Genomic DNA, 16,466 nt, shown 5'->3' with positions numbered 1-16,466 from the left:
GCAGCCTGACGAAAAAAATCACTGATAACCACTGATAATAAGGGAGATGGGAATGCACTTGAAAAAACTGATGGCCGCCATGGTGGCGGTAGGGTTGGGCTCAACTGCGCTGGCCTCAACTGCGCTGGCAGCGGAGGAGGAGAAACTGGCGCGCGTCGAAGTGACGGGCTCCAGCCTGAAGCGCATCAACGCGGAAACGGCGTCGCCCGTACAGGTGATCAACGCCAAGCAAATTGAAAACATGGGCGCGCTCACCTTGCTGCAGGTGCTCGACAACCTGCCCGCCGCCCGTCCGGCGCAGCAGGATTTCCGCTCGATGTTCACAGGGTCCGATGGCGGTTCGCAAGCGAACTTGCGCGGCCTCGGTGCGCAAGGCACGCTGGTGCTGCTGAATGGCCGCCGCCTGTCGTTCTACGGTGCGCCGGCCGGCTTCCAGACCATGTTCGTCAACATTGACGCCATTCCCGCCGCCGCCATCGAACGCATGGAAATCCTGACGGATGGCGCGTCGGCCGTGTATGGCTCCGATGCCGTGGCGGGCGTCATCAACGTCATCACCAAGAAATCGTATCAAGGCCTGGAAGCGCGCGCCAATGGCGAGTTTTCGCCCAGCGTGAAAGCCTATGGCGAGCGCCAAGCCAGCGTGCTGTATGGCTTGGGCGACTTGGCCAGCGATGGCTACAACATCTACGGTTCCGTGAACGTCTACCAGCGCGACCGCATTGCGCTGGCCGATACCTACCGCAAGCGTCCCTCGTATTTTTACGTGAATAATCCCAATTTCATCCCGAACATGCGCGTGGGCGTCGGCAGCGAACCGGGCGTGATGAATCCCGGGACCTTCTTTGTCTTCGACAAGGCGAAGAACAATGCTCGCACCCAGCGCGCCGCGCCTGGCTGCAACACCAGCATCACCGAAGCCTCGGGCACGCGCTGCGTGTGGAATGCGCTGCCCAACCAACTCGACACGGGTCCGACCTCGGAGCGCGCCACAGCCTACCTGAGCGGCCGGCTGAAACTGGGTGGCGACATGGAAGCGTTCGCGGAAGGCGCCTTCACCCACATCAAGATGCGCGGCGAGAATGGTCCGTCCAGCTTCAATAGCGGCAGCACGAATAACTGGTTCGCGCGCAATACAGGCAATACCTTGAACACCTTCGCCACGCCTTTTCTGAGCCCGAACAACGTCTACCTGAAGGGCAAGCTCGATGCCGACATGGTGGCCAGGATGGGCGGCGCGGCCGGCTTGAATTACCTGTTGCAAGATGCGACGGGCCACTTCGGCCAGAAAAATGTCGATGAAAACTACCGCGCATTGTTGGGCCTGCGCGGCAGCATCGGCGGTGGCTGGGATTTTGAAACGGCGCTGAGCGTGGCGGGCAGCCATTCCACCTTGTTCCAGACGGCCAATCTGAATATCAATGGCTTCAAGCAGGCGTTCGGCCCGTTCACCAAGGATCCCGTCAGCGGCCGCACGTACATCTCGGACAATCCCGCCTACAAGTTCGGCGAAATCAGCGACGCCAACGCGGCGCTCCTGCGCGCCGCCTACCCGACCTTCGCCATCGAATCCTGGACCAAGCTGATGACGTGGGATGCGAAGCTGGAAGGCACCTTGTTCAAGCTCGGTGAGCGCGAAGTGCGCGCCGCCGTGGGCACCAACATCATGCGCGAGAGCTTCCTCACGCCCGGCAACGCGGATGCTGCCAATGGCTTGATCACGCAGCAGGGCGGTTCCTGGTTCGATGGCCGGCGCACCATCGCCGCCGTGTTTGGCGAAGTGGTGGTGCCGCTCAGCGACACACTGGAAGTCAATGCGGCCGCGCGCCTGGACAAATACCCGCATTTTGCCGCCAACCTGGCGCCCAAGCTGGGCGTGATCTGGCGCGCGCGGCCCGACCTGATGCTGCGCGGGACGTATTCTGAAGGTTTCCGCGCGCCCAATCTGGCCGAAGCAGGGTCGGGCGGCGTCTTTGCGCAGGTGGGCGGCATCCGCGACACGGTGCGCTGCGACGAAACGAATGCCATGGCGCGCGCCTTGCTGAAGTCCAAGGTGGCGACGGATGCAGACCTGGGCAAGAGCCTGCTCAATTCGAATTGCGCGACGACGGTGGGCGGCCTGACGCCGCCGAACCAGAACCTGCGCCCGGAAAAAGCCAAGATTTCGACCGTGGGCCTGGTCCTGCAGCCGGCCAAGGACGTGAGCATCTCCATCGATTACTGGTTCATCAACCGTCGCGACGAAATCGTGCGCCAGGACTTCAACGAGCTGTTTACGGAACTGGTGGACAAGTATGGCCCGACCCTGGCCGGCACATCGAGCGCCATCCGCAATAGCTTGACCGACGCGGACCGGGGTAATATGGCGGCGGTGGCAGCGATGTGCGCCAATCCCGCCAACGCGGGCGTGTGCGCGGGCGGCGTGCCGGGCTACTCGGTGGGCAACCTGGGCGGCTTGATCAACTCGTACTCGAACCGGGGCCGCACCCTGATGGACGGCGTGGACATCGATGCGCGCACGCGCTTTGCGCTCGGTGACTGGGGCAAGCTGAGTACCGGCATCGCGGCCACCATCCGCAAGCGCGACACCCATGACAGCGAAGACGGCAGCGACATCAAGGGCAATACCGTCGGCTACTATGATTCACCGCGCTACCGCGCTACAGTCAACGCCGACTGGAGCTACCGCAACTTCGTCAGCAGCGTTTTCATCAACTACTCGGGCAAGACGCGCTGGGCCTACGGTCCCTGGGACAAGGACAACACGCCGGAAAACTGCACCGCCGCCTCCGTGGCCCTGCCTGCGGGCCAGTGCAAGGGCGCACCGTCGTACACCACGGTGAACCTGGCCTTCAGCTGGAAGCCGATCAAGCACCTGGACGTGGGCCTGAACGTGAAAAACGCGTTCAACAAGCAGCCGTACTACGACCCGAACGGCTGGGAAGGCTACAACCATAGTCAGGACCTGTTCGGCCGCCAGTTTGCCCTCTCGGCCAGCTACAAGTTCTTTTAAGGCGTGATCTTGCCCCGGCCCGCCAGCCGGCATAGTGGCGGGCCGGGTATTACCATGAAAAGAAAAAACAATATTCCGAAATGCGCAATATGAAAGATAAACGTAAATGAAAGGGGATTACCATGTCTACTTTCGCGTTTTCCTCACACAATTTCTGTGCGGATTGTCCTTCATAGGCCACGTTCTTGCATGCGCATGTATCTGTCACACCACGATAACGAAAGTTGTCAGCCGGGCCACTCATTAAACCGAAAGATAAATCGCATTTATTTGCTGGGTTGATCGATAAATTTGCGTTATGGCTTTCTTTTTATTGACGATACTTATTTTTCTTTTTAAAGTAATCCCAAGAAAACGAAAATCAGCCGATACGGACTGATTTCCCGAAAGGTGCAACTGCCTGGCTGCACCGGCCGACGACCACCATAAAAATTGCGTTCCCCCGACTCCGCCCTGGAGCGGGGAGGGCGCGTATAACCCTCGATATAGACGGAGAGACAATCATGCATAGCACCCGACTCAAATTGCGCGACATCAGCCGTGCCGCCGCGATCGTGATCGCATTGGCGGCCGGCGTGCCAGGCCAGGCCTGGGCACAGTCGAACGCCACCAGCACCATTTTCGGCGAAGTGAGCGCGCCGGCCGGCGCCACCGTGGTACTGGAAAACCTGGCGACGGGCGTGCAGCGCAGCTTGACGCCCGATACGTCGGGCCGCTATGTGGCCAACTCCATGCCGCCAGGCCGCTATGCGGTGCGCGTGCTGCGGGCCGGTTCGGTCGAAGCGTCGCAGGAAGTCGAAGCGCTGATCGGCGCCGGTGCGGAAGCGAACTTCGGTCCGGCCAGCGCGGCCGGTTCTGTGGGCCAGGAGCAGACCGTCGTGGTGAAAGCGTCGCGCAACCCGATCGACGTGTCGAACACTAACAATGGCGTGATCTTCACCGCCAAGGAATTGAAAGCGCTGCCAGTCGGGAATGACGTGGCCTCCATCGTGCAGCTGACGCCGGGCGTGGCGCGCGGCACCAACAGTGTGTATGGCAATGCGCCATCGATCGGCGGTTCAGGCCAGTCGGAAAACGCGTTTTACGTCAACGGTTTCCCCATCACCAACATCCTGACCCAGGTGGGCGCGTCGGAACTGCCGTTTGGCGCGATTTCCAACCTGCAGGTGCTGTCGGGCGGCTACGGCTCGGAATTTGGCCGTTCCACGGGCGGCGTGATCAACATCACCACCAAGAGCGGCGGCAACAAGGTCGAATTCGGCGGCAAGGTGTCCATCATCCCCCGCTCGCTGAAGGGCACGACGGAAAACCGGTATTACCCGAACACGGGCGCCAATCCGAAGACGGATGGCACCTTGAAGTACTGGAACCGCGATAACGGCAGCACCAGCAAGGTCGTCGGCTTGTACGGCAGCGGGCCGCTGATCAAGAACAAACTGTTCGCCTTCGTGGCGCTGGAACAGACGCGCACGGATGGCGGCTCTGTCGCTGGTGCGCGCGACGACCTGGTGGACAAGGTGCTGCCGAACGGCTGGCGCGAGAGCAAGAGCAAGGTTGACCGCATGATGGCCAAGCTGGACTACAATCTGACGGATGATCATCACTTTGAATATACCAAGCTGTATGACCGCACGACAACGGACAGCCAGAGCTATGGCTTCGACTATGCCACGCTGAAACGCAACAACGTGCCTGGCGGCGGGAGCGAAACCACCATCAACTGCTGCGGCTCGTCGGCTGCGCCAGGCGCGAATGTCGACATCTTCAAGTACACGGGCTATCTGACGGATAAGCTGACGGTGACGGCCATGATGGGCCAGTCGCGCACTGCGCACACCCGCACGCCGAATGGCTACAACCCGCTGCTGGCGCAGACCTCGTCGAACACGTCGACCCAGGTGCCTGGCCTCTCCTATGCCAATCCGCAAGCGGTGACGGGCACCCTGGTTGACCCTTCCTCGGAAGACCGCCAGAAAGCCAAGCGCCTGGACCTCGAATACAAGCTGGGCAAGCACTCGCTGCGCGGCGGCATCGACCGCATCGACGTGGAATCGCAAGTGGGCCTGAGCCTGGCCGGCGGCTACCGCTGGAACTACCAGCGGGCCACGGATCCGAATCTGCCGATCAACGGCGCCTTTGAAACGCCGTACCAGGGCGACGGCTACGGCAAGCAGGGCTATTACGTCAGCAAGGAACTGAACGCCAACCTGGCGCGTCCGACCAGCGTGCAGTCGGCGCAGTATATCCAGGATCACTATCAGGTCACGGAGCGGGTGCTGCTGGACCTGGGCCTGCGCCGCGAGCAGTTCACCAACTACAGTACCGATGGCGTGGCCTTCATTTCGCAGCGCAACATGATCGCCCCGCGCGTGGGCGCCACCTGGGACTACCTGGGTGACGGCACCCTGAAATTCTTCGCCAACGGTGGCCGCTACCATTTGCCGGTGCCGTCGAATTTGTCGAGCAACATGGCCAGCCCCTTCCTGGCCACCAGCGAGATGTTCACCTACACGGGCGTCGATCCCGTCACGGGCGCGCCGACGGGCCTGCATGCGATCAGCAAGCCGTATTCGGCCAACAACGCGTATGGCCAGAGCCGCGATGCGCGCGAAGTGACGGCCGTTGGCCTGAAACCGCTGTCGCAGGATGAATTCTCGCTGGGCTTCGAACGCGCCCTGAGCAAGAAGCTGGTGGTGGGCGCCAGCGTCCTGTACCGTAAGCTGAACGATACCAACGATGACACTTGCGACGCGCGTCCGCTGCAAGCCTGGGCCTCGCGCAACAGCGTCGACACGGGCAAGTGGGGCGGCTTCCAGTGCGCCATCATCAACCCTGGCCGCGACAACAGCCTGATGGTGGACTTTGACGACGGCAAGGGCTTGCGTCGCGTGGATATTTCGGCGGCAGAGTGGGGCAATCCGCTGCCATCGCGCACCTACCGCGCCTTGAACATGTTCGTCGAGCATCCGTACACGAACGGCTGGTACGGCAAGCTGACCTACACCCTGTCCGCGCTGAAGGGCAATATGGAAGGCCAGACGGACAGCATCGGCGGCGGCGACGTGGGCTTGACGGTCAGCGACGACCACAAGGAACTGATGTACAACGCGTATGGCTATCTGCCGGGCGACCACCGCCACGCCTTCAAGGCTTACGGCTTCATGCAGCTCATCCCGGACGTGATGGTCGGTGCCAACCTGTCGCTGATCTCGGGTGCGCCGCGCAACTGCATCGGTGCGCTGCCGGACAACCTGAAGTTCGAGAACGATTACGGCGATTCCTACTTCTATTGCAACGGCAAGCCGGCGCCGCGCGGCAGCCAGGGCCGCCTGCCATGGCAAGCCCAGCTGGACATGAATGTGGCCTATACTCCCAGCGCCGTCAAAGGCCTGAGCCTGAAAGTGGACGTGTTCAACGTTTTCAACAGCCAGACCGTCACCCGCTATACCGAAACGCGCGAAGACCATGGCGCCATCTCCCGCAATTACCTGCAAGTGGATGGACGCACGGCGCCGCGCTCCGTGCGCTTCACGGCGGAATACACCTATTAAACTGCAGCCGGCCCGCCGTGCGGCGGGCCGGTGACGAACATTACCAATGGAAGCGAGAAGAGACCAATGACGACACAAATCAATCGACGCAATTTCCTGTCCGCCAGCGCCGCGCTGGCCGGTGGCGCCATGGCCGGCAGCGCCTTGCTGCCTGGCGCCGCCAACGCCGCCAACGCCGCACCTGCCGCCGACCGCGACAAGGTCCGCCTGGGACTGATCGGCACGGGCATGCGCGGCCAGGTGCTGCTGGCCGAGCTGGTGCGCCGCGACGACGTGGAAGTGGTTGCCCTGTGCGATATCGAGCCGATCATGCTGAAACACGCGCTGGGCCAGGTGGCCAAAGCCGGCAAGCCGCGTCCGCGCACGTATGGCGAAGACCGCGACGAGAAAGCCTACAAGCGTATGCTGGATGCGGGCGGCCTCGATGGCGTGATCATCGCCACACCGTGGGAATTCCACGCGCCCATGGCGATTGCCGCCATGCAGGCGAAGATACCCGTCGGTTGCGAGGTGGTGGCCGGCATCACCCTGCAAGACCACTGGGATGTCTTGAATACCCAGTTGAAAACGGGTACGCCCTATATGTTGCTGGAAAATGTGTGCTACCGCCGCGACGTGATGGCCGCGCTGCAGATGGTGCGCGCGGGCCTGTTCGGCGAACTGCTGCACTTGCAGGGCGGCTACCAGCATGACCTGCGCGCCGTCAAATTCAACAGCGGCAATCCGGCCAAGCCGTATGGCGGCGGCGTGGAATTCGGCGAAAAAGGCTGGTCGGAAGCCCATTGGCGCACGCAACACTCGGTCGAGCGCAATGGCGAACTGTATCCGAGCCACGGCATCGGCCCGTGCGCCATGTACACGAACATCAACCGCGGCAACCGTTTTACGCGCATCAACGCCTTCGCCAGCAAGGCGCGCGGCTTGCACGACTACATCGTCAAGCAGCCGGGCGGCGCGCAGCATGCGAACGCCAAGGTGAAGTTCAAGCTGGGCGACGTGGTCACCACCACGCTGGCGTGCGAAAACGGCGAAACCATCATCCTGCAGCACGACACGAGCCTGCCGCGCCCGTATTCGCTGGGTTTCCGCGTGCAAGGCACGGATGGCCTGTGGATGGACTTGAACAATGCGATTCACATCGAAGGCGTCAGCAAGCCGCACCAGTGGGACGACTTCAAGGTCTACCAGGACAAGTATGACCATCCCGTATGGCGCAAGTACGCGGCGCAGGCCGAAGGCGCGGGCCACGGCGGCATGGACTTCTTCGTCATCCATGCCTTTGTCGAAGCATTGAAGGCCAATGCGCCGATGCCGATCGATATCTACGATGCCGTGACGTGGAGCGCCATCACGCCGCTGTCCGAGCAATCGATTGCCGCCAACTTCCAGACCCTGGACTTCCCCGACTTCACGGGCGGGCAGTGGAAATCGCGCAAGCCGATCTTTGCCCTCGACGGCAAATACTAAGCACCATTCACCCGCTACCGCGCCTGCCGCCGTGGCGGGTTTTTTCTATCCCAGGAGACGTTGATGAAACACAGAAGTTCATTACTCTACACAGTCCTTCCCGCCATGCCCTTGCTGCTGGCAGCCTGCGGCGGCGCCACCGCCACCAGCACCAGCACCAGCACGGGCGGCACCGCCTTGCTGGCCGCCAGCGTGACCGCACCGGCCAACTCCGCCACCGTGGAACTGGCCGGCAACGCCTTCATCACCAGCGGGCAGGAGGGCGCCGTCATCGGCGAACATGGCCTGGCCGGCTGGAGCAATCCGGCTGCCGTCGCCAGCACGTATTTTCGCGTGGCCGGGGCGGGCCCCGTCCAGGTGGCGCTCGATGCCAGCTTGGCCGATGGCGGCAACAGCACCATCCGCGTGAAGCTCAACGGCCAGCCCTTCGACGTCAAGCTGGCCGGCAAGGCGCGCAAGACTTACGCCGTCGGCACGGTGAACGTGCCGGCGGCCGGCTATGTGAAGGTGGACTTGCAGGGACTGACACGCGCAAAGGCCACGTTTGGCGAGGTCGCCGCGCTGAAGGTGATGGCCGGTGCCACGCTGAACTATGCCAACGATCCGGCCAATTACTACTGGTCGCGGCGCGGGCCGTCCGTGCACATGGGCTACGCGGTGCCGGCCAATACCGAGTATTTTTACAACGAGATGACGATACCGAAGGGGCAGGACGCCATCGGCTCCTACTTCATGGCCAACGGCTTCGGCCAGGGCTATATGGGCATTCAGGTCAAGTCGCCCAGCGAGCGCTGGATATTGTTTTCCGTGTGGGATGCCGACAATGGCGCGAAGACTACCCTGGTCAGCAAGGGTGCCGGCGTGGTCGACAATGCGTTTGGCGGCGAGGGCACGGGCGGACAGACTTACCTGTCGTATGACTGGGCGGCCGGCACCACGTACCGTTTCATCACGCGCGCGCGGCCCGATGGCAAGGGCGGCAGCGATTACTCGGCCTGGTTCTTCGCGCCAGAGACGGGCAAGTGGCGCTACATCGCCACCTGGAAGCGGCCGGCCATCAGCACGTACTTGACGGGCGTGCATTCCTTCCTTGAGAACTTCATCGACACCCTGGGCTACACGGAGCGCCGCGTCCAGTTTGGCAACCAGTGGGCAAGGAACGTTTCCGGCACCTGGTCGGAAGTGACGGCAGGGCGCTACACGGGCGACGCTACGGCGACCAATGCGCAGCGCATGGATTACGCGGGCGGCCTGGAAAACGGCAAGTTCTACCTGCATAACGGCGGCTTCTTTGCCGATGTCGTGAAAACCAGCCAGAACTTCACGCGGCCCGCCACGGGGCAGGCACCCACCGTCGATGTGAGCGCCTTGCCGATGCAATAGGCGCCCTTAGCCCGGCCGCTTGCCCACCATCGCTTCGATGCCGCGATAGTAAGTGAGCGGCCGGCCTATCGTCACTCCCATCAATGCTGCCGCCTGGATGATGTCGTTTGTATCGCGCCGGTACACCACCAGCGCATCCATTTCATCGGTGCCGTTGCCGTCGATCTGTATCAGCTCATAGCCGCCTTCGTCCACGGCGCGCTGCGCCAGTTCCGTATCCAGCCACTCGAAATAGGGCAGGGCGCTACCGTCGCTGTCCTTGAGCATTTCGTACGGGAAGTCGGGGAAATCGTCGAACATTTCCTGTATCTGTTCGTGCAGTTCATCGAGCTTGTCGCTCGACGCCATGTAGCCGCCCAGATGCGAGAGGATCGCCACCGCGTAGGCCTGCGCATCGCTATCGATCCACTCGTCGCGTGGAGCGGAGGGCGCATCGGTGATGGCGGTGACGGCTTCGTCGAGCTCCTCTCCTTCCAGGTCACCGCAGGTCAGCTTGGTCAGCAGCTCAGATAGCAGCATGTTTGCCTCTCAATGGTGGTGGCATGGCCGGGATGGCCAGCGTGTGCATCATGTCATAAATACTATCATTGCCCTGCAAGCTGGCGCGTTCTGCAGAACCGACCACATGCCCGTCGCAGGCCGCTTGCGCCGCAGCACCGCATAGATATAGAATGCGAATCATTACTATTTACGAACCAGGGAGTATGCAACGTGTCGGCTGCCCAATCCGGCGTCCACCAGGAAGTGGGCAGCCTGTATCACGAACACCATCGGTGGCTGCAAGGCTGGCTCAAGCACAAGTTGGGCAATGCCTTTGACGCGGCCGACGTGGCGCACGACACCTTCATGCGCCTGCTGAACCGTGACGTGGCCATCGCCGCGCGCGAGCCGCGGGCTTTCCTGACGACGGTGGCCAAGGGCGTGCTGGGCAATTTGTACCGCCGCCGCGACCTGGAAGCGGCCTACCTGGACACCCTGGCCAGTTTGCCGGCGCAGCACGCACCCGATCCCGAAGCGCAGGCCATTTTGCTCGAAGCCTTGTTCGACATCGACCGCCGCCTCGATGGCCTGGCGCCGGTCGTGCGTCGCGCCTTTCTACTGTCGCAGCTCGATGGCATGCCGCAGGCGGCCATCGCACTGGAACTGAATATCTCGCTGGCCACCGTGCAGCGCTACCTGGTCAAAGCCATGCACCAGTGCTTCTTTTCCCAGCCGGGGCCGTGATGGGCGCCTTGACGCCGGAAGCGGCCAGCCTGCAGGCCGTGGAGTGGCTGGTGCGCCTGCAGGCCGGTGACGCCACGCCGGAAGTGGAGCAGGCCTGGCGCGTCTGGCGCGACAGTGATCCGGAACATGAGCAAGCCTGGCTGCATGTGGAAGGCTGCATGGCGCGCATGCGTGCCTTGCCGGCGCCGCTGGCGCATGGCACCCTGGCGCGCAAGCCCGCGCATGCGCAGGCCAATGCGGCGCGCCGGCAGTCGCTCAAACTCCTGGCGCTGCTGGCCGTGGGCGGCGGGGCATGGATAGTGGGCGGCGATGAGCAGGCGCGATGCTGGCTGGCAGACTACCGCACCGGCACGGGTGAATTGCGCCACATCGTGCTGGCAGACGGCACGCGCATCACCCTCAATACGGCCACCTCCGTCGACGTGCGCTATGACGCAGGCCAGCGCCTGGTGACAGTATTAAAGGGCGAAATCATGGTCAGCACGGCGCGCGATCCTGCCGGCCGGCCTTTTATCGTGCAGACGGCCCAGGGCCGCTTGCAGCCCGCGGGTACGCGCTTTGCCGTGCGCGCCGGTGGCGAGGCCACGCGCCTGGGCGTGTTCGCGGGCGCTGTTGACATCATGCCAAAGCTGGCGCCCGGCGCTGTGCAAAGGCTGCACCCCGGTCAGCAAACCAGCTTTACGGCGGCGCAGATCGGTGCCGTGCAAGCCTTGCCTGCCGGCGCGGATGCCTGGACGACGGGCATGCTGGTGGCGCACGACATGCCGCTGGCCGATTTTATCGGCGAGCTGGCGCGCTACCGCCATGGGCGCCTGGCTTGCGATCCGGCCGTCGCCCAGCTGCGCGTGTCCGGCATCTACCCGCTGGCAGACACCACGCAAGTGCTTGACATGCTGACGCGCACCTTGCCCGTCGACGTGCGCCAGAGCACGCGCTTCTGGGTGACCGTGGTGCCGCATCGGAAGAATTCATCAATATTTTCTGAAAAATGAGGGGTTTTCGATTTTCGCGTGACATAGCAAGTGAACCCTTCATTCACTTTCAGGAAAACAGTCCGCATGCCCAGCACAACACCTATTTACGCTTCTTCCTCTTCCTCTTCCGCTTCCACCGTATGCCGCCGCAGCGTGGCGGCACTGGCCGTCAGCCAGGCCCTGTGGCTGCTCGCCGCCGGCGGCGCATTGGCCGTCGCACCTATTACTCAGGCAGCCAATGGGGCGCGCATCGAACTGGCGATACCCGGCGGCACCCTGGAACAGGTGCTGGTGCGCTTTGGCCAGCAGACGGGCACCATGATTTCCTACCAGGCCGCCAGCCTGGCAGGCAAGCGCAGCGCCGGACTGACGGGCAGCTACAGCGTGCCTGAAGCGCTGGGCGCCATCGTCGCCGGTTCGGGTCTGCGTGCCGTGCCGCAGGCGAATGGTGGCTATGTGCTTGACCTGGCGCCCGTGGACGGCGGCCAGACCATGCCCGAGACGAAGGTCACCGCCAGCGCAAGCGCGCATGGCGTGACGGAAGGCAGCGGCGCTTACACGACACAGACCATGCGCTCGGCCACGCGCCTGGGCCTGTCCGTGCGCGAGACGCCGCAAGCCGTCAGCGTGGTCACGCGCCAGCAGATGGATGACCAGAATCTGCAAACGGTGGAAGACGTGCTGCAAAATGCGGCCGGCGTGGCCATCAACCGCTACGACAGCGACCGTACCTCGTTCTTCGCGCGCGGTTTTTCCATCGCCAGCTACCAGTATGACGGCATCCCCACCACGGTCGACAATGCGTTCAGCGTGGGCGACAGCACGCTGGACATGACGGCCTATGACAGGGTCGAGATCGTGCGCGGCGCCACGGGCTTGCTCACTGGCGCCGGCGAACCGTCGGCCACCGTCAACCTGGTGCGCAAGCGCGCGTCTTCGCGGCAGCTGGCGGGGAATGCCGCCCTGAGCCTGGGTTCCTGGAACAATGCGCGCGCCAGCGCGGACCTGTCCACGCCTTTGACTGCGGATGGCAAGGTGCGTGGCCGTGTCGTGGCCAGCTACCAGGACAGCGAATCGTATGTGAACCTGTATCACGGCAAGAAAGCCATGGCCTACGCCACCGTGGAAGCGGACTTGGGGCCCGGCAGCGTGCTGATCGCGGGCTATGAGTACCAGGATAACCGCCCGCGCGGCGGCATGTATGGCGGCTTGCCGCTGTGGCATGCGAACGGCGAGCGCGCCACCTGGTCCCGCTCGGCCACCACGGCCGCCACCTGGAGCCGCTGGTTCAGCACCAGCCAGACGGCCTTTCTGCGTCTGGAGCAGGACCTGGGCAGCGGCTGGAACCTGACGGCCATGCTGAATCACGGCTGGGGCGATTACTCGGCTGCCGAGTCCTTCGCCTACCTGTGGCCCGACAAGGCCACGGGGCAGGGCATGAAGGGCGGCCCCGGCTTCTATTCAGGCACGCGGCGCCAGGATAGCGTCGATGCCTATGTGCAGGGACCGGTGCAACTGCTGGGGCGCACGCATGACCTGGCGTTTGGCGTCTCTGGCAGCAAGCAGTTCTCCAGCTATCCGGGCATCGCCGGCGGCAGCGTCGATTACGGCAATTTCCATCAATGGCGGGGCGTGACGCCGGAGCCGGACTGGAACGATCCCGGTTTCTCGCGCTGGAAGCTGCTCGATACGGTGCAGCAGCGCGGCATCTACGGCACGGCGCGTTTTTCGCTGGCCGACCCCTTGAAACTGATCGTCGGTGCGCGCTACAGCCGTTACAAGGCCGACCATGTTGACGACTGGGGCGGCAGCTACGCCTATGCCAAGCATGCCGTGACGACCTACGCGGGCCTGGTGTGGGATATCGATGCGCAGCATGCGCTGTACACCAGCTACAGCAAAATCTTCAAGCCGCAGGGCTACCAGGACCGGTTCGGCCGCTACCTCGACCCGGTGCAGGGCAAGAATGTGGAAGTGGGCGTGAAGGGCGAGTATTTTGGCGGCAAACTCAATGCCGCGCTGGCCGTGTTCCGCATCGCGCAAGATGGCCTGGCGCAAGAAGACACGGGGCATGTTGTCGGTAATTCGCTGACGCAGGCGTATTTCGCGGCATCGGGCACCACCAGCAAGGGTGTGGAACTGGATGTGTCGGGCGAGCTGGCAAAGGGCTGGAACGTGTCGGCCAGCGTGTCGCATGCGGCTGCTGAGGACAACGCGGGCGCGCGCTTGAACAGCTATGTGCCGCAAACCCTGGCGCGTGTGTTTTCCACCTGGCAGCTCGATGGCGACTGGCGCGCCTTGTCCGTGGGCGGCGGCGTGAACTGGCAGAGCGGCGCCTACCGCGACGCCACGGGGCCGAACGGTGTCGAGCGCGTGGAGCAGGGCGGTTACACCGTGGCCAGTCTGATGGCCAAATATGCGCTGTCGCGCCAGCTGTCGCTGCAGGCAAACGTCAACAACCTGTTCGACAAGCATTACTACAGCCAGCTCGGTATGTACAACCAGGCTTACTGGGGCGCACCACGCAACGCCAGCGTGACCCTGCGCTACATTTTCTGATGCATCAGAGCGGCCAGGCCTGCTTGGTGACGGCCACGCCAACGATGTAGGCAAACAGCAGCACGGCGCCGACAAACGCGGCGCCGCGCACGGCCGGCGTCTTGCCACGTTTCAGGGCAATCGTGCCCAGCACGATGTAGGCCAGCAGCGCGCACAGCTTGGCGGTCAGCCAGGGCTGACTGCCGGGAGACTGGCCGCTCCACACGGCCAGGGCGATGGCGCTGGCCAGCAGGGCCGTGTCGACCAGGTGCGGTAGCACCTTCACCCAGCGCTGCCGCAAGGCGGGCGAGGCGCGCAACATCCAGGCACCGCGCAAGAGGAAAAGAAAGCCGCTGGCGGCGGCGCAACCCATGTGGAAATGTTTGAGGCTCAGATAATCCATGCGTGTGTCGGTGGCGTTGATTGACGGTGGCGCCAGCATAGCCGCCTTTCGTGCGCCGCGCCATACGTCGTCGGGAGGTCGCGCAATCAGCGGCACCATTTTACGTACACCAGCTCCGGATCTCCCTCGTCGAGATGGTCGATCTGGCCGCTGCGCACGAAGCCCGCGGTGGCGAACAGCCGTTGCGCGGCCAGGTTGGACTGGTTCGTCGAGGTGAACAGTTTCTTTGTCTGGCACGCGGCTTCGGCGGCCGCCAGCAGGCGCAGTCCCACGCCGCGCCGCTGCTGCGCGGACGAGACCACCACCAGCGGGACAAAACCGTAGCCAAAGAAGTCCTCGTGCAGCAGCGCATAGCCGGCGGCTTGGCCGGCCCGGAGGGCGACCAGGCATAGATTCCTGTCGACGGCCGCGCGCACGGCTTCGCCCCGGCTTTTGTAAGACACCCGCCATCCAGGCTAGGTCCGCGTGCCTGTATCTAGTCACTTTTGCCGATACGGCTATCCAGATTGCCTTTCCAGAATCACCCTGTGGCCGATAGTGCCTTTCCCCTCTGCCACGTAAGCTGGTCGGGACGGCTGGCCAGACGGCCAGTGCATTCATGGAGAAACATCGTGGCTACCCTAGATGGCACTAAGAACAACAGTAGTAACAAGGCAGTCGAACCGGGCATGCGGCGCAAGCAGGCGTCCGTGTTGGTCAGCAGTACCTTCGCGTTTACCATCTGCTTCGCGGTATGGATGATGTTTGCCGTACTGGGCATTCCCATCAAGACCAGCCTGGGCTTGACTGAAACGCAATTCGGCCTGCTGGCCGCCATGCCCGTGCTGACGGGCTCCCTCGTGCGCGTGCCGCTGGGCATCTGGACCGACAAATACGGTGGACGCCGCGTCTTCTTCCTGCTGATGCTGGCCAGCGTGGTGCCGATCTACCTGATTTCCTACGCCACCGTCTATTGGCATTTCCTCGTGCTGGGCATGTTCGTGGGCCTGGCAGGCGGCTCGTTTTCCGTCGGCACGCCGTACGTGGCGCGTTGGTATGAAAAGGAGCGCCGCGGCCTGGCGATGGGCATCTTCGGCGCCGGCAACTCCGGTTCCGCGCTGACCAAGTTCGTCGCGCCGGGCATCGTCGCCGCCTTCGGCTGGCAAATGCTGCCGAAGGTGTATGCGGTGGCCATGCTGGCCACGGCCATTATCTTCTGGCTGTTTTCGTACACCGACAAATCGCATCTGGCGCCATCGGGCGAGAGTTTTTCGGCACAAATGAAGGTGCTGAAGGACCCGCGCGTGTGGCGCTACTGCCAGTACTACTCGGTGGTGTTCGGCGGCTATGTGGCGCTGGCGCTGTGGATGACGAAGTATTACGTGGCCGAATACGGCTTCGACCTGAAGCACGCGGCGCTGCTGGCGGCCTGCTTCTCGCTGCCAGGCGGCGTGCTGCGCGCGCTGGGCGGCTGGATCTCGGACAAATATGGTGCCGCCAAAGTCACCTGGGCCGTGATGTGGGTGTGCTGGGTGTGTTTCTTCCTGCTGTCATATCCGCAAACGCAGATGGTGATCGAGACCGTGACGGGGCCGCTGGCTATCCACATCGGCCTGTCGCCGCTGTGGTTCACCGTGCTGCTGTTCATCGTCGGCATCGCCATGGCCGTGGGCAAGGCCTCCGTCTTCAAGTTCATCGGCGATGACTTTTCCGACAACATCGGCGCCGTCTCGGGCGTGGTGGGCCTGGCCGGTGGTCTCGGCGGCTTCGTCCTGCCCGTGATGTTCGGCGCCCTGGTGGACTTCACCGGCGTGCGTTCGAGCGCCTTCATGCTTCTGTACGGCACCGTCTGCGTTTCCCTCGTCTGGATGTATTTCTCGTTCAAGCCGCTGCGTGCGGCACCAATCAATCAACCTGCAGGAGTGACGCTGTGA

General features: G+C 63.2%; 11 protein-coding genes. 8 read left to right on the top strand and 3 right to left on the bottom strand.

The window, feature by feature from the left end:
- Positions 1 to 52 precede the first annotated feature (52 nt).
- The 4 genes from ACQ4W7_RS11725 (at position 53) to ACQ4W7_RS11710 (ending at position 9,414) form a co-directional block, all read left to right on the top strand.
- Positions 53 to 3,013 (top strand): TonB-dependent receptor plug domain-containing protein, encoded by a 2,961-nt coding sequence (locus ACQ4W7_RS11725; RefSeq protein WP_436530606.1) that lies wholly within the window; start codon positions 53 to 55, stop codon positions 3,011 to 3,013.
- A gap of 503 nt (positions 3,014 to 3,516) precedes the next feature.
- Positions 3,517 to 6,564, top strand: coding sequence for a TonB-dependent receptor (locus tag ACQ4W7_RS11720; protein ID WP_436530604.1), 3,048 nt, complete (start codon positions 3,517 to 3,519; stop codon positions 6,562 to 6,564).
- A 66-nt stretch (positions 6,565 to 6,630) separates the two neighbouring features.
- The gene (locus ACQ4W7_RS11715) at positions 6,631 to 8,031 is read left to right on the top strand and encodes a Gfo/Idh/MocA family protein (protein WP_436530602.1); all 1,401 of its coding nucleotides are present in this window, start codon (positions 6,631 to 6,633) and stop codon (positions 8,029 to 8,031) included.
- A 63-nt stretch (positions 8,032 to 8,094) separates the two neighbouring features.
- Positions 8,095 to 9,414 (top strand): DUF3472 domain-containing protein, encoded by a 1,320-nt coding sequence (locus ACQ4W7_RS11710; protein ID WP_436530600.1) that lies wholly within the window; start codon positions 8,095 to 8,097, stop codon positions 9,412 to 9,414.
- Positions 9,415 to 9,420: 6 nt separating this feature from the next.
- Here ACQ4W7_RS11710 and ACQ4W7_RS11705 read toward each other — a convergent pair whose 3' ends face one another.
- Positions 9,421 to 9,933 carry a hypothetical protein gene (locus tag ACQ4W7_RS11705; RefSeq protein ID WP_436530598.1) on the bottom strand — a complete coding sequence of 171 codons (513 nt, stop codon included), beginning with the start codon at positions 9,931 to 9,933 and terminating at the stop codon, positions 9,421 to 9,423.
- Between the two features lie 192 nt (positions 9,934 to 10,125).
- Between ACQ4W7_RS11705 and ACQ4W7_RS11700 the strand changes: the two genes are divergently transcribed.
- The 3 genes from ACQ4W7_RS11700 to ACQ4W7_RS11690 all read left to right on the top strand — a co-directional run bounded on the left by ACQ4W7_RS11700 (position 10,126) and on the right by ACQ4W7_RS11690 (position 14,171).
- Positions 10,126 to 10,638 (top strand): sigma-70 family RNA polymerase sigma factor, encoded by a 513-nt coding sequence (locus tag ACQ4W7_RS11700; RefSeq protein ID WP_426074409.1) that lies wholly within the window; start codon positions 10,126 to 10,128, stop codon positions 10,636 to 10,638.
- Positions 10,638 to 11,630, top strand: a complete 993-nt coding sequence (locus tag ACQ4W7_RS11695) for a FecR domain-containing protein (protein ID WP_436530596.1) — start codon at positions 10,638 to 10,640, stop codon at positions 11,628 to 11,630. The genes ACQ4W7_RS11700 and ACQ4W7_RS11695 overlap by 1 nt, the downstream gene beginning before the upstream one ends.
- Before the next feature lie 66 nt (positions 11,631 to 11,696).
- Positions 11,697 to 14,171 carry a TonB-dependent siderophore receptor gene (locus tag ACQ4W7_RS11690; protein WP_436530594.1) on the top strand — a complete coding sequence of 825 codons (2,475 nt, stop codon included), beginning with the start codon at positions 11,697 to 11,699 and terminating at the stop codon, positions 14,169 to 14,171.
- Between the two features lie 4 nt (positions 14,172 to 14,175).
- Here the strand turns inward: ACQ4W7_RS11690 and ACQ4W7_RS11685 are convergent, their stop codons facing one another.
- Positions 14,176 to 14,553 carry a SirB2 family protein gene (locus ACQ4W7_RS11685; RefSeq protein WP_436530592.1) on the bottom strand — a complete coding sequence of 126 codons (378 nt, stop codon included), beginning with the start codon at positions 14,551 to 14,553 and terminating at the stop codon, positions 14,176 to 14,178.
- Positions 14,554 to 14,639: 86 nt separating this feature from the next.
- Positions 14,640 to 14,996 carry a GNAT family N-acetyltransferase gene (locus ACQ4W7_RS11680; protein ID WP_436530590.1) on the bottom strand — a complete coding sequence of 119 codons (357 nt, stop codon included), beginning with the start codon at positions 14,994 to 14,996 and terminating at the stop codon, positions 14,640 to 14,642.
- Positions 14,997 to 15,221: 225 nt separating this feature from the next.
- Here ACQ4W7_RS11680 and ACQ4W7_RS11675 point away from each other — a divergent pair, with 225 nt between their 5' ends.
- Positions 15,222 to 16,466: an MFS transporter gene (locus ACQ4W7_RS11675; RefSeq protein WP_426074439.1), complete on the top strand. Its 1,245-nt coding sequence runs from the start codon at positions 15,222 to 15,224 to the stop codon at positions 16,464 to 16,466.

The sequence above is a fragment of the Janthinobacterium algoris genome, assembly GCF_051380935.1.
GTDB lineage: Bacteria > Pseudomonadota > Gammaproteobacteria > Burkholderiales > Burkholderiaceae_D > Janthinobacterium.
The sequence above is the reverse complement of the archived record's forward strand: the minus strand, read 5'-3'. Positions and strand labels throughout refer to the sequence as shown.

What these genes read in the sequence shown, in the direction of transcription:
- ACQ4W7_RS11725 (WP_436530606.1), top strand. Translation starts at nt 53, where the DNA reads ATGCACTTGAAAAAACTGATGGCCGCCATGGTGGCGGTAGGGTTGGGC.
- ACQ4W7_RS11720 (WP_436530604.1), top strand. Translation starts at nt 3,517, where the DNA reads ATGCATAGCACCCGACTCAAATTGCGCGACATCAGCCGTGCCGCCGCG.
- ACQ4W7_RS11715 (WP_436530602.1), top strand. Translation starts at nt 6,631, where the DNA reads ATGACGACACAAATCAATCGACGCAATTTCCTGTCCGCCAGCGCCGCG.
- ACQ4W7_RS11710 (WP_436530600.1), top strand. Translation starts at nt 8,095, where the DNA reads ATGAAACACAGAAGTTCATTACTCTACACAGTCCTTCCCGCCATGCCC.
- ACQ4W7_RS11705 (WP_436530598.1), bottom strand. Translation starts at nt 9,933, where the DNA reads ATGCTGCTATCTGAGCTGCTGACCAAGCTGACCTGCGGTGACCTGGAA.
- ACQ4W7_RS11695 (WP_436530596.1), top strand. Translation starts at nt 10,638, where the DNA reads ATGGGCGCCTTGACGCCGGAAGCGGCCAGCCTGCAGGCCGTGGAGTGG.
- ACQ4W7_RS11690 (WP_436530594.1), top strand. Translation starts at nt 11,697, where the DNA reads ATGCCCAGCACAACACCTATTTACGCTTCTTCCTCTTCCTCTTCCGCT.
- ACQ4W7_RS11685 (WP_436530592.1), bottom strand. Translation starts at nt 14,553, where the DNA reads ATGGATTATCTGAGCCTCAAACATTTCCACATGGGTTGCGCCGCCGCC.
- ACQ4W7_RS11675 (WP_426074439.1), top strand. Translation starts at nt 15,222, where the DNA reads ATGCGGCGCAAGCAGGCGTCCGTGTTGGTCAGCAGTACCTTCGCGTTT.